We start from the raw sequence: 14,025 nt of genomic DNA on the forward strand, positions 1-14,025 counted from the left end.
TCGAGTTGCAGCGGCCTCAACGAGGTGAGGCTCACGGATGGGCCGAGTAGTTGAGTGTAGCCAACGCACATGCAGCTTGACGTATGACAAGTATAAGTCGCGAGGATAAATATGATTGTCTATTTACATGGTTTTGATTCCAATAGCCCCGGTAATCACGAGAAAGTCCTGCAACTGCAATTTATCGATCCAGATGTGCGTTTTATCAGTTACAGCACCTTGCATCCTCGACATGATATGCAGCATTTACTGAAAGAAGTGGATAAAGCCATTCAGCAGGGCGGTGATGTCAAACCACTGATTTGTGGTGTTGGTTTAGGCGGGTTTTGGGCCGAGCGCATTGGTTTCCTGTGCGGTATTCGACAGGTTGCTTTCAACCCGAATCTGTATCCGCAGGACAATATGGGCGGTAAAATCGACCGCCCAGAAGAGTATGTTGATATCGCCAGCAAGTGTATTAATGACTTTCGCGAGAAAAATCGCGATCGTTGCCTGGTGGTGTTGTCTCGTCATGATGAAATGCTTGATAGCCAGCGAACTGCGGGTGACCTACATCCTTATTATGAAATTGTTTGGGACGAGAAACAAAACCACAAGTTTAAGGATCTTTCACCCCACCTTCAGCGCATTAAAGCCTTTAAAACTCTTGGCTAGCGTAAAGTGACTGCTGAGCCTAAAACTGTCGGTTTGTTAAAGATTGGTTAATTGTAAAGCTTATAACGTTCTGCTAACCGGTTTGGGGAAGGGAGTTTAAATCCTTTATCCAGGCCGTTTTGTTGCTTAAAAACGGCAAAATAAGATTTTTCCTCGCTGCAAATAGAAAAATTCTAAACTGTGACTAAACGCTAACTATTTGAATCCTATTCCAGAAAGATTCCCTATGCTGCCACTTTAATCAAAAAAAGTTGATATATATCAATTTTGGTATGACCAAATAACCCTGCATGATATTCTGGCTACAGATTATTGATTCAGCATCAGCGAACCCTATGTTATCTAAGGATATTATTCTTTTACCCTTAGCTAACAATTGGTTCACATTTAGGGGGTCATTTTGACAACGCCGAAGAAGAAAATCGTTATTATTGGTGGTGGTGCCGGCGGTCTTGAGCTGGCGACGAGTCTGGGCCATAAGCTGGGTCGCAGCAAGAAAGCGGACATCGTTCTGGTTGATCGCAATCACAGTCATCTGTGGAAACCACTGTTACACGAAGTAGCCACTGGTTCTCTTGATGATGGCGTCGATGCATTGAGCTATCTGGCTCATGCGCGTAACCATCACTTTAACTTCCAGTTAGGTTCCTTAACTGACATTAACCGTGAAACCAAAACACTCAGTTTGGCTGAGATTTGCGATGAACACGGTGATGTGCTGGTGACCCAACGTGAATTGACCTATGACATTCTGGTCATGGCCTTAGGCAGTACCTCTAACGATTTTGGTACGCCAGGCGTAAAAGAGAACTGCATTTTCCTTGATAACCCGCATCAGGCACACCGTTTCCATAATGAAATGCTGAACCTGTTCCTGAAATATTCAGCGCAACCGGGTGAAAAAGGGAAAGTTAACATTGCGATCGTCGGTGGGGGGGCTACCGGTGTGGAACTCTCTGCGGAACTGCACAATGCGGTGAAACAACTGCATAGCTACGGTTTTGAGGGCTTGGACAATCAAGCACTGAATGTGACGCTGGTGGAAGCTGGCGAGCGGATTCTACCCGCATTACCCCCGCGCATTTCAGCGGCCGCGCATCAGGAATTGATTAAACTCGGCGTGCGCGTGCTGACCAAAACCATGGTGACCAGTGCGGACGAAAAAGGTCTGAACACCAAAGAGGGTGAGTTCATTAACGCTGACCTGATGGTGTGGGCGGCGGGGATCAAAGCACCGGACTTTATGAAAGATATCGCTGGGCTGGAAACCAACCGTATTAATCAGTTAGTGGTGGAACCAACGCTGCAAACGACGCGTGATGCGAATATCTTTGCTATTGGTGACTGTGCTTCTTGCCCGCAGGCAAGTGGCGGTTTTGTTCCCCCGCGCGCGCAGTCGGCTCACCAGATGGCCAGCCGTTGCTACAGCAATATTCTGGCGTTGCTTAATGAGCAACCGTTGAAGCCGTATATCTATAAAGACCACGGTTCACTGGTTTCTCTGTCGAAGTTCAGCACTGTGGGTAGCCTAATGGGCAACCTGATGCGCGGTTCAATGATGGTCGAAGGGCGTGTTGCTCGTGTGGTGTATATCTCACTGTATCGTATGCACCAGGTGGCATTACATGGTTATACCAAGACTGGCCTGATGATGCTGGTGGGTGGGATTAATCGGGTTATTCGCCCGCGCTTGAAGTTGCACTAATCGTCTTCTCACTTAAACAAACCGCTGCCGTTAGTCAAAGGTGGCGGTTTTTGTTTGCTCAATCTCAGGCACTTAACGTTAAAAATGTTCGCCCGTAATGTGAAATTTGCAGCATAAAATTTCGCGGTCGCAAATACCCACAGTCGGATTCCTCCTAAACATATTCATTTACACCTATTATCTGGGTTTTTAGTCCATTTGTCTTATTGCTAGCTCAAACGACTTTGTGCAGACTCCATGGTGTTTACAGACGGCGAGTCACGCACGCCGTATTCCGCTAATCAGAGACAGCCTTTGGTGTCGGAAACTGTCAGATTTTCTGTTTTTACGCTGGAATTCTGGGGCAGAAGATGCGTGGTAACACTTTCAGGAGGATTTCCTGTGAACAAATCAATGTTAGCAGGCGTGGGTATCGGTATTGCGGCCGCTCTGGGAATTGCCGCAGTTGCGAGTATGAATGTTTTCTCTGGCGCGCCGCAATATGCACAAGTTATTGCGGCGACACCGATTAAAGAAACGGTCAAAACGCCTCGGCAGGAATGTCGTAATGTCACGGTTACTCACCGTAAACCCGTACAAGACGAGAATCAGATTGCTGGCTCAGTGTTGGGTGCGGTTGCTGGTGGGGTTCTGGGACATCAGGTAGGGGGCGGGCGAGGGAAGGATATCGCTACTGTTGCCGGTGCGTTGGCTGGCGGATATGCCGGTAACCGCGTGCAAAGTAATATGCAGGAAGGTGATACCTATACCACCACTCAACAGCGTTGCCAGACTGTCTATGACAAGTCACAAAAAATGCTGGGATATGACGTAACCTACAAAATTGGTGATCAGCAGGGAAAAATTCGTATGGATCGTGATCCAGGTACGCAGATCCCGATCGATAAAAATGGTCAACTAATACTGAACGACCGAGCATAATACAAAATCTGTTGTCCAAGACCTGGTACCAAGAACCCGCGATTTAGTGCTAATTCTGATCGTTTAAACAGAACATGTTTTTGCCGCAAACCCGGCAAAAAATTTAAGCGAGTGGCATTAGCATTAACGCGGGTCTCTCATTGCTGAGAAACCCGCATTAACTCGCTGATTAACCTACCCGATGCTGCGCAAAGGCGGCCAACAACTCACTGATAAATTTCAGTCGCTGTGAACGATCAGTTAAATCTTGCATAAACTTCAGCTTGGTTGGCCCTTCCAGGCGGTATATCTGTGGCTGGCGCTGTAATAGCCCAATCAGATAGACAGGATCGACTTTGTTCTTATCACTAAATTCAATAAAGCCACCGCGCTCATTACCTTCAATTCGTTTGATGCCCAATTTTTGTGCCTGCTGGCGTAACTCTGCGGTGTGCAACAGATAACGTGCTGGGTCGGGCAGTTTGCCAAAACGATCGATTAACTCCACTTTTAGTTCATCAAGTTCCGTCTCATTGCGGGCACTGGCGATACGCTTATAGAATGAAAGTCGAACATTCACATCTGGAATGAAATCTTCTGGCAGCAGCACCGGCATGCGCAATTCAATTTCAGTCTGATTGCTGGTCAAATCTTCCAGAGATGGCTCTCTGCCTTCTTTCAAAGCATCAACCGCGCTTTCCAGCAGCTCCATATAGAGTGAGAAGCCAATGGTGGTCATCTGGCCGCTTTGGTCTTCACCTAACAGTTCACCCGCGCCGCGAATCTCCAGATCATGGGTTGCCAGCGCAAAGCCGGCACCAAGATCTTCCAGTGAGGCAATCGCTTCCAGCCGCTTTTTAGCGTCCGTGGTCATCGCTTTCGGATTCGGCGTCAGTAGGTAAGCATAAGCTTGATGATGTGAACGCCCAACCCGGCCGCGCAATTGGTGTAGCTGCGCCAGGCCAAAGTGATCCGCACGCTCGATGATAATGGTATTGGCGCTAGGAATATCAATACCTGTTTCGATAATGGTGGTACAGACCAAAACGTTGAAGCGCTGATGATGGAAATCATTCATCACCCGCTCCAAATCCCGTTCACGCATCTGGCCGTGACCGATAGCGATACGCGCCTCAGGAACCAGCTCCGCCAGACGTTGTGTGGCCTTCTCAATATTTTCCACGTCGTTGTACAGGTAATAAACTTGCCCACCGCGCAGAACCTCACGCAGGATGGCTTCGCGAATAACCAGGCTGTCGTACTCCCGTACAAAGGTTTTCACTGCCAGGCGCCGCGCCGGTGGGGTGGCAATAATCGACAAGTCGCGCATGCCGCTCATCGCCATATTCAAGGTACGCGGAATCGGTGTGGCTGTTAGGGTCAGAATATCCACATCGGCACGCATCGCTTTGATCCGCTCTTTATGACGAACACCGAAGCGATGCTCTTCATCGACAATCAGCAGGCCGAGATCTTGCCAGCGCAGGTCACTTTGCAGCAACTTATGGGTGCCGATAATGATATCGACTTTACCTTCAGCGGCTTGCTCCAGAATCACTTGCTGCTCTTTGGCACTGCGGAAACGGGACATCATTTCTATCCTGACCGGCCAAGTGGCGAAGCGATCACGGAAGTTATCGAAATGCTGTTGGGCAAGTAGTGTAGTGGGGACCAATACGGCTACTTGCTTATTATTGGCAACTGCGAGGAACGCAGCACGCATTGCCACTTCGGTTTTACCGAAACCAACATCGCCACATACCAGGCGATCCATCGCCAGCGGCCGACACATATCGCTGAGAACCGCATTAATGGCCTGTTCCTGATCTGGCGTGGTTTCAAACGGGAAGCTTTGGCAAAATAACTGGTATTGCTCGCGGTCATGTTTGAATTTAAAACCAGACTTGGCGGCGCGTTGGGCATAGATATCCAGCAGTTCGGCTGCCACGTCTCGCACTTTCTCGGCCGCTTTTTGTCGTGCCCGACCCCAGGCTTCTCCGCCCAGTTTATGCAGTGGCGCATTTTCATCAGCACCGCCGGAATAACGGCTAATCAGATGCAAAGATGAGACTGGCACATACAACTTATCTTCACCGGCGTAGGTCAGTATCAGGTATTCAGCTTTGATGCCGCCAGCTTCGAGCGTGGTTAAGCCCAGATAGCGGCCGACACCATGTTCCAGATGAACCACTGGCTGACCGGGGCGCAGCTCGGCCAGATTGCGGATTAGGGTATCGGTATTGATGGTACGCCGATTATCCTGCCGACGGCGGCTGACGCGCTCGCCAAGTAGGTCACTTTCACAAATCAGCGCTAATTGTTTATCGGTATCGAGGAAGCCGCGTTCACTGGCGCCGATCATCAGATAATGACCGGGAGCCGCCGCTTGTGGTAACGCTGTAATCAGGCTCGGGCTGATTTTTATCCGGGCCAACAGGTCTTGTAGCGTTTCTCGTCGGCCTTCGCTTTCGACTGAAAACACGATACTGCCACTGAATGTTTCGATAAAGCGGCGCAGGTTATCCAGTGGCGCTTTTTGCTGTGCTTGCACAGCCACATCAGGCAGGGGCTGATAGTGCAAATTGGTATTGGCAGCTTTAGTCGGCAGTGGGTCTGTCTTGAACTGCAGCCGAGGCCACTTTTTTAGCTCAGTGAACAGTGAATCAACCCGTAACCAGAGCGTATCGGGTGCCAGCAATGGGCGCATTGGGTCAACACGGCGGCTTTCAAAGCGCTGATTCACATCTAGCCAGAAACGCTCAGCAGAACCTTCCAGATCGCCGGTATTTACCAATAAGGTATTTTCAGGTAAATAACTGAACAGTGAGGGCAACGGTTGGCTAAAGAACAAGGGTTGCCAATATTCGATACCCGCAGGCCAGATGCCTTTACTGACTTGCTGATAGATGTGTTCAGCGTCGCGGCGCACTTCAAATTGTTCACGCCATTGGCTACGGAATAACTCGATTGCGGTTTTGTCTATCGGAAATTCATGCGCAGGCAGGAGGTTTATCTGCTCAACTTCGGACAGCGTGCGCTGAGAATCAACATCAAACACGCGCAGACTGTCAATGTCATCATCAAAGAAATCAATTCGATACGGCTCTTCACTGCCCATCGGATACAAATCAAGCAATGCCCCACGGGTCGCAAACTCACCATGTTCCATTACCTGATCAACACTGCGGTATCCTGCCTGCTCAAGTTGCGCGCGTAGTTTATCACGCGACAGATGCTGGCCTTTTTTCATCACCAGCGCATGGCCGTGTAGGAATTCATGCGGGCATACGCGTTGCATCAGTGTATTAATCGGGAGAATAATAACACCGCGATCCATCGCGGGCAGATGATACAAACACGAAAGGCGCGCTGAAATAATATCCTGATGCGGCGAGAAACTGTCGTAAGGCAGTGTTTCCCAATCGGATAGGGTGCTTACTGGGCGGAGTGAGAATTGTTGCACCTCATCACGCAAGCGCAGGGCCGTTTGCATGTCAGGGGTAATTAACATTACCGGGCCATCATGGCGCTCAATGATTTCCGCACATTCCACCGCGCAGGCTGAGCCAGTCAACTGACCTAATTGACGGGTATCACCAGGCCGCTGCGGCAATGAATAACGATATTGTTGGGACATAAGCAGTTAAACAGTCTCTTAGTTTGTATACCCGCCGCCCTTCAAGAGGCAGAGGTGTTGGCTGCCCTTGCTCACCCCAATCACTTAGTTATCTAAGCGCTTGAGTATTAATGAGCCTTCACCCTATGGGCTAGCATAAATGATATCAAAATCAGTTGCTTACCGACTTTTTACTTGGGTGCTGCCTACCGGCATGACCAAGTAACAGGGATAGCGTTAACCCATGTTGCCGTTCAGCAGGACAGTATCAGCACAACAGATGACAAATTATCTCGGCGGCTATCCTAGCACGTGAGGGGGCATAGCCACAGACTGGCACCCTGATTTGGAATAAAAGCCAGAGATATATCCAATAGATCTCAAGGTACAGGAAGGCGGCAAGCGAGAAAATCCCGATGAGCTTACTAAAGTAAGTGATTCGGGTAAACGAGCGCGGCCAACACACCTGTAACTTGAAATATGAAGGATATAGGCGGTTAATGGTTCCATAAAGGCGTAGTACCCTTTATTATCCTCGATCACTTTGCTTTAGCAACAGGATCTAAACAGATTTCATGTATCAACCTGTCGCACTATTTATTGGCCTGCGTTATATGCGCGGGCGTGCATCTGACCGCTTCGGTCGGTTCGTCTCATGGCTTTCTACTATTGGCATCACGCTTGGCGTGATGGCGCTGATCACGGTACTGTCGGTGATGAATGGTTTTGAGCGTGATTTGCAGAATAATATTTTGGGGCTGATGCCGCAGGCGCTGATTACCACGTCACAAGGCTCTCTTGACCCGAATAAGATCCCTGCCTCTGCACTTAAATCGCTGACTGGCGTTACTGATATTGTGCCGCTAACCACTGCGGATGTGGTGTTGCAGAGTGCCCGCAATCTGGCGGCTGGTGTGATGCTGGGTGTTGATCCCGAGCGTCATGAACCACTGGCTGATTATTTGGTTAACGTGCACCTGAAGGATTTACAGCCGGGGAGCTACAATATTATCCTGGGCGAAAAACTGGCGGGCCAGTTGGGTGTTAAACGTGGTGAAACATTGCGTTTGATGGTCCCTAGCGCCAGTCAGTTCACGCCAATGGGGCGCATTCCTAGCCAGCGGCTGTTTAATATCATTGGAACATTCGCCGCAGACAGCGAGGTTGATGGCTATCAAATGCTGGTTAATCAGCAGGATGCATCACGTCTGATGCGTTATCCGGCTGGCAATATTACCGGCTGGCGTCTATTCCTTGCACAACCTTTGTCTGTTGATAGCCTGAGCCAACAGGCGTTGCCTGAAGGCACGGTATGGAAAGATTGGCGGGAGCGTAAAGGCGAGTTGTTCCAGGCGGTGCGTATGGAAAAAAATATGATGGGGTTGCTACTTAGCCTGATTATTGCCGTCGCAGCCTTTAATATCATTACCTCGCTGGGCCTGTTAGTGATGGAGAAGCAGGGTGAAGTGGCGATTTTGCAAACTCAAGGCTTGAGCCGCCGCCAAATCATGCTGGTCTTTATGGTGCAGGGGGCTACCGCCGGGGTAATTGGCGCATTACTTGGTGCCGGGCTGGGTATTTTACTCGCCAGCCAATTAAACACGATTATCCCGATTCTCGGTTTATTGATTGATGGTGCCACCTTGCCGGTGGAGATTAACCCGGTACAGGTCACCGTGATTGCTCTGTTGGCGATGGCGATTGCCTTGTTGTCCACGCTTTATCCTTCCTGGCGCGCTGCCGCCGCACAACCTGCCGAGGCTTTACGCTATGAGTAACCATCCATTATTACAGTGTTTAGATTTGTGCAAACGCTATCAGGAAGGGCAATTGCACACTGACGTATTGCGTAATGTGTCGTTCACTATCGAAGCTGGTGAGCTGATGGCGATTGTCGGCAGTTCCGGTTCAGGTAAAAGTACCTTATTGCATCTGTTGGGTGGTCTGGATTCCCCAACCTCCGGCGAGGTTATTTATCAGGGCCGTTCACTGAATCAGCTCTCTTCCACCGCGAAAGCGGAATTACGTAACCGAGAGTTAGGTTTTATCTATCAATTCCACCATTTACTGCCTGATTTTACCGCATTGGAGAATGTCGCAATGCCACTGTTAATCGGTGGAGCCAAACCCGCAGAGGCGCAGGATAAAGCCCGGGCGATGTTGACCGCGGTAGGGTTGGAAAAACGGAGCAAACATCGGCCGTCTGAGTTGTCTGGTGGTGAGCGTCAGCGGGTGGCGATTGCCCGTTCGCTGGTGAACAACCCGTCACTGGTTTTGGCAGATGAACCGACCGGTAACCTGGACCAACGTAATGCTGACAGCATCTTTAATCTGTTAGGTGAATTGAATGTTCGCCAGGGGACGGCATTTTTAGTGGTAACCCACGATTTGCAGTTAGCAAAACGTATGAGCCGCCAGTTGGAAATGCGCGATGGCCAGCTACAGCAGCACTTGACACTGGTGGGGGCTGAGTAATGGGTGTGTCGCCACTTTCACTTTTAATCGGCTTACGGTTTAGCCGTGGCCGCCGTCGTGGCGGTATGGTGTCATTAATTTCAGTGATATCTACCTTGGGTATCGCCTTGGGTGTTGCAGTATTGATCGTGGGTCTAAGTGCGATGAATGGCTTCGAACGTGAGCTGAAAGATCGCATTTTGGCCGTGGTACCACACGGCGAAATTGCGGTGGTTAATCAGCCGTTCAGTGGCTGGCCGCAAACCCTGCAACGTATTGAAAAAGTGCCTGGTATCGTAGCGGCCGCCCCCTATATCAATTTCACCGGTCTGATTGAAAATGCCACACAACTGCGTGCAGTACAGGTTAAAGGTGTTGATCCGCAGGCAGAACAGCGTCTTAGCGCATTACCCAGCTTTGTGCTTGACCATGCTTGGGATAATTTCAAAGCGGGTCAGCAGCAGATTATTTTAGGTAAAGGTCTGGCTGACGCATTAGGTGTGAAGCAGGGGTCATGGCTGACAGTAATGATCCCGAATAGTGATCCTGAAATGAAACTGCTGCAACCTAAGCGTATTCGCTTACAGGTCGCCGGCGTTTTTCAACTCAGTGGTCAGTTGGATCACAGTCTGGCACTGGTTCCTTTGGCTGATGCCCAACAATATTTGGACATGGGTGACAGTGTCACGGGTATAGCCATTAAGGTCAATGATGTATACAACGCCAACAAACTGGTGCGCAGCGCTGGCGAAGTGAGCAATGCGTATGTTTATATCAGCAGTTGGATTGGCACTTATGGCTATATGTATCGCGATATCCAGATGATTCGTACCATCATGTACTTGGCCATGGTGCTGGTTATCGGTGTTGCCAGCTTTAATATTGTGTCCACCCTGGTTATGGCTGTTAAAGATAAAAGTAGCGATATAGCCGTGTTACGCACATTAGGGGCCAAAGATGGTCTGATCCGTGCAATCTTTATCTGGTATGGCTTACTGGCCGGGTTTATCGGCAGTATCAGCGGGGTGATAGTGGGGGTAATTGTCTCAATGCAATTGACCAACATTATCCGTGGGCTGGAGCGGCTGATTGGCCATCAATTCTTGTCTGGCGATATCTATTTCATTGATTTCCTGCCGTCAGAATTGCACTGGTTTGATGTAGCCTGCGTATTAGCCACCGCGCTGGTGCTGAGTTTAATTGCCAGTTGGTATCCTGCACGTCGCGCAAGTCGTATTGATCCGGCTCGGGTATTAAGCGGGCAATAATTCCCCCCGTTATACTTCAAGCCGCATATGCGTTGGCTGCTTTCGTTTACCCCCAGTCACTTGCTTCAGTAAGCGCCTGGGGACTTACTCAGTTGCCGTCTTCCTACCGCTCGAATTATTTAGGGTATATAAGGACAATTCTATGTATTACGGTTTTGATATGGGCGGCACCAAGATTGAGTTAGGCGTTTTTGATGCCAATCTGCAACGAATCTGGCATAAACGAGTCCCAACGCCCCGTGAAGATTATCAACAGTTACTGCAAACTTTGCGTGATTTAACGCTGGAAGCTGATGCATATTGTGGTGTTAAAGGCAGTGTGGGTATTGGTATTCCTGGTTTACCCAATGCCGATGATGGCACAGTATTTACGGCCAATGTGCCATCGGCCATGGGGCAATTATTGCAGGGTGATCTTTCCCGCCTGATTGAGCGTGAAGTTCGAATCGATAACGATGCTAACTGTTTTGCGCTGTCCGAAGCGTGGGATCCTGAATTTCGCACTTATCCAACAGTTCTGGGGCTAATTCTTGGCACCGGTGTTGGCGGTGGCCTGATTGTTAATGGCAGTATTGTTAGCGGGCGGAATCATATTACCGGCGAATTCGGCCACTTTCGGTTACCGGTAGATGCGTTGGATATTTTAGGCGCAGATATTCCGCGCGTACCCTGTGGTTGCGGCCATAACGGTTGCATAGAGAATTATATCTCAGGGCGTGGTTTTGAATGGATGTATAAGCACTTTAACCAACAATCGCTGCCCGCCACTGAGATTATCGCCAACTATAATACTGGCGAGCCCAAAGCAGTAGCCCATATTGAGCGCTTTATGGATGTGCTGGCGGTATGTTTGGGTAATCTATTGACGATGCTTGATCCACATCTGGTTGTCATTGGTGGCGGGCTATCTAATTTTGACAAGATTTATCAGGAACTACCAAAACGCTTACCCCAGCATTTATTGCGAGTGGCCCGATTGCCACGCATTGAAAAAGCGCGTTATGGTGATGCGGGCGGCGTTCGTGGCGCTGCGTTTCTGCATTTGAGTGAATAATAGTCGTCACAAGCTATAGAGTCGTCACAAACAATAACGATATCCAATATAGAGGCAAAAGTTATGCGTATTCGCCATCGGCTATGTCGGTTTCGCAAGAATAAGCATTTGCGGCATCAACGTTTTCGCTCCCGTATCTTTCATCGGGACAGTGCTGCTACAGCAGAAATGAAGAAACCGTTTGTGGTGGTGCTTACTGGTGCGGGGATTTCTGCTGAGTCAGGCATCCGTACTTTCCGTGCCGCAGATGGCCTATGGGAAGAGCATCAGGTGGAAGATGTTGCAACGCCGGAAGGGTATCGTCGCGACCCTGAGTTAGTTCAAGCTTTTTATAATGCTCGTCGCCGTCAATTGCAGCAGCCAGAAATTGCACCCAATGCGGCGCATCAGGCGCTGGCAGATTTGGAAGCGGTGCTGGGTGATAACTTTGTTCTGATTACCCAGAATATTGATAATTTGCATGAAAGGGCAGGCAGTAAGCGTGTTATCCATATGCACGGTGAATTACTGAAGGTGCGTTGCACGCAGTCTGGCCAGGTATTAGATTGGCCGGGGGATCTCTCGGCTGACGAGCGTTGTCATTGCTGCCAGTTCCCATCCCCTTTGCGACCTCATATTGTGTGGTTTGGTGAAATGCCGATGGGGATGGATGATATCTATCAGGCGCTGGCTGAGGCTGATTTCTTTATCTCGATAGGAACTTCAGGCCACGTCTATCCAGCGGCTGGGTTTGTCCATGAGTCACGTTTGCACGGTGCTCATACCGTTGAGTTGAATCTGGAACCCAGTCAGGTAGAAAGTCAGTTCGATGAAAAACACTATGGGCTTGCCAGTAAAGTGGTACCGGAATATGTGCGCGAGTTTTTGACTACCCGGGGTGAGAATCGCCAGGGTAGCAGCGGCAATTAGCCAAAATGGCGTATAAATAAACGATAGTCCCTGCGGGTTGATGAATAAATCACCCAGCAGGGTTTTAGCATCCCACCTTATTATTCTGGCTTAAGTTTGCCTAAAGCTGACTTGACGCAATATTTGATCACGATCACTTCCCCATAATGATATTCACTATTATGAGGGTGGGAACCATGGACAAATTACTCGACCGCTTTTTCAACTATGTCTCTTTTGATACACAAGCAAAAGCCAATGTAAAATCCGTGCCGAGCACTGAGGGGCAGCACAAGCTTGCGCTGGCATTACAGCATGAGTTGCAGGCGCTGGGTTTTTCTCAGGTTACCTTGAGTGATCACAGTTGTGTAATGGCAACATTACCTGCAAATGTCTCTTGGCCGGTCCCCACTATTGGTTTTATTGCACATCTCGATACGTCACCTGATTTTTCGGGCAAAAATGTTAATCCACAGATTGTAGAAAGTTACCGTGGTGGGGATATTGCCTTGGGGATAGGCGACGAGGTGTTGTCACCGGTCATGTTCCCGGTATTACACCAGCTACTCGGCCACACATTAATTACCACTGATGGGAAAACCTTGCTGGGGGCCGATGATAAAGCCGGTATTGCCGAAATTATTACTGCAATGGTGCGGTTAAAGCACAGTAATGTGCCTCACGGCGATATCCGCATTGCATTCACTCCCGATGAAGAGGTTGGCAAAGGTGCACGCTTCTTTAATGTGGACGAGTTTGATGCCCAGTGGGCTTATACCGTTGATGGTGGTGGTGTTGGCGAGTTAGAGTTTGAAAACTTTAATGCGGCGTCAGTAACGATCAAGGTTGTTGGTAATAATGTCCATCCCGGCAGTGCCAAAGGGGTAATGGTAAATGCATTATCACTGGCGACCCGTTTCCATCAGGAACTTCCTGCAAGTGAAACTCCTGAATGTACAGATGGTTACGAGGGTTTCTATCATCTGCAAAGTATTAAAGGCACTGTTGAGCGGGCAGAAATGCACTATATAGTACGTGATTTCAACCGTGATGGTTTTGAAGCCCGTAAGAAGAATATGGTGGATATTGCTAAGCGGGTTGGTAAAGGTTTGCATCGTGACTGCTACATCGAAATCGTTATGGATGACAGTTATTACAATATGCGTGAACATATAATCAAGCACCCGCATATCATCGAGTTAGCACAACAGGCGATGCGTGATTGCGATATCACGCCCGTCATGAAGCCGATACGGGGAGGCACTGATGGCGCGCAGTTATCTTTCCTCGGATTACCTTGTCCCAATATCTTTACTGGTGGTTATAATTATCATGGTAAACATGAATTTATTACGCTGGAAGGGATGGAGAAGGCGGTTGCAGTAATCATGCGGATTTCTGAACTGACAGCAGCACGAGCTAAAGCGTCATAAATTGCCTGCTACCTGCTTAACCGCCTATACCAAACGCCCCGTAAATGGGGCGT

General features: G+C 49.1%; 11 protein-coding genes. 9 read left to right on the top strand and 2 right to left on the bottom strand.

The window, feature by feature from the left end:
* Positions 1-111 precede the first annotated feature (111 nt).
* The 3 genes from A6J66_003620 to A6J66_003630 all read left to right on the top strand — a co-directional run bounded on the left by A6J66_003620 (position 112) and on the right by A6J66_003630 (position 3,280).
* Entirely contained in the window at positions 112-654 is a 543-nt protein-coding gene (locus tag A6J66_003620; protein PNM23362.1) for a hypothetical protein, read from the top strand.
* A 400-nt stretch (positions 655-1,054) separates the two neighbouring features.
* Positions 1,055-2,359, top strand: coding sequence for an NAD(P)/FAD-dependent oxidoreductase (locus A6J66_003625; protein PNM23363.1), 1,305 nt, complete (start codon positions 1,055-1,057; stop codon positions 2,357-2,359).
* A gap of 381 nt (positions 2,360-2,740) precedes the next feature.
* Positions 2,741-3,280, top strand: a complete 540-nt coding sequence (locus A6J66_003630; protein ID PNM23364.1) for a glycine zipper 2TM domain-containing protein — start codon at positions 2,741-2,743, stop codon at positions 3,278-3,280.
* A 169-nt stretch (positions 3,281-3,449) separates the two neighbouring features.
* Here A6J66_003630 and A6J66_003635 read toward each other — a convergent pair whose 3' ends face one another.
* Together A6J66_003635 and A6J66_003640 are read right to left on the bottom strand one after the other, a co-directional pair.
* Positions 3,450-6,896 (bottom strand): transcription-repair coupling factor, encoded by a 3,447-nt coding sequence (locus A6J66_003635; GenBank protein ID PNM23365.1) that lies wholly within the window; start codon positions 6,894-6,896, stop codon positions 3,450-3,452.
* 279 nt (positions 6,897-7,175) lie between these two features.
* Positions 7,176-7,385, bottom strand: a complete 210-nt coding sequence (locus A6J66_003640) for a hypothetical protein (protein ID PNM23366.1) — start codon at positions 7,383-7,385, stop codon at positions 7,176-7,178.
* Positions 7,386-7,450: 65 nt separating this feature from the next.
* On the opposite strand from A6J66_003640, the gene A6J66_003645 reads away from it, so the two are divergent.
* From A6J66_003645 to pepT, 6 genes are all read left to right on the top strand, one after another.
* Positions 7,451-8,653 carry a lipoprotein-releasing system transmembrane subunit LolC gene (locus A6J66_003645; protein ID PNM23367.1) on the top strand — a complete coding sequence of 401 codons (1,203 nt, stop codon included), beginning with the start codon at positions 7,451-7,453 and terminating at the stop codon, positions 8,651-8,653.
* On the top strand, positions 8,646-9,350 hold the full coding sequence (locus tag A6J66_003650; protein ID PNM23368.1) for a lipoprotein-releasing ABC transporter ATP-binding protein LolD: 705 nt from the start codon (positions 8,646-8,648) through the stop codon (positions 9,348-9,350). Before A6J66_003645 ends, A6J66_003650 begins: the two co-directional genes overlap by 8 nt.
* Positions 9,350-10,597 (top strand): lipoprotein-releasing ABC transporter permease subunit LolE, encoded by a 1,248-nt coding sequence (locus A6J66_003655; GenBank protein ID PNM23369.1) that lies wholly within the window; start codon positions 9,350-9,352, stop codon positions 10,595-10,597. Before A6J66_003650 ends, A6J66_003655 begins: the two co-directional genes overlap by 1 nt.
* A 142-nt stretch (positions 10,598-10,739) precedes the next feature.
* Positions 10,740-11,651: an N-acetylglucosamine kinase gene (locus tag A6J66_003660; protein PNM23370.1), complete on the top strand. Its 912-nt coding sequence runs from the start codon at positions 10,740-10,742 to the stop codon at positions 11,649-11,651.
* A 63-nt stretch (positions 11,652-11,714) separates the two neighbouring features.
* Complete coding sequence (locus tag A6J66_003665) at positions 11,715-12,560, top strand: NAD-dependent protein deacylase (protein PNM23371.1); 846 nt, start codon at positions 11,715-11,717, stop codon at positions 12,558-12,560.
* Between the two features lie 176 nt (positions 12,561-12,736).
* The gene (pepT, locus tag A6J66_003670) at positions 12,737-13,972 is read left to right on the top strand and encodes a peptidase T (protein PNM23372.1); all 1,236 of its coding nucleotides are present in this window, start codon (positions 12,737-12,739) and stop codon (positions 13,970-13,972) included.
* Positions 13,973-14,025 lie beyond the last annotated feature (53 nt).

It is taken from the genome of Yersinia enterocolitica, assembly GCA_002082245.2.
Lineage (GTDB): Bacteria > Pseudomonadota > Gammaproteobacteria > Enterobacterales > Enterobacteriaceae > Yersinia > Yersinia enterocolitica_E.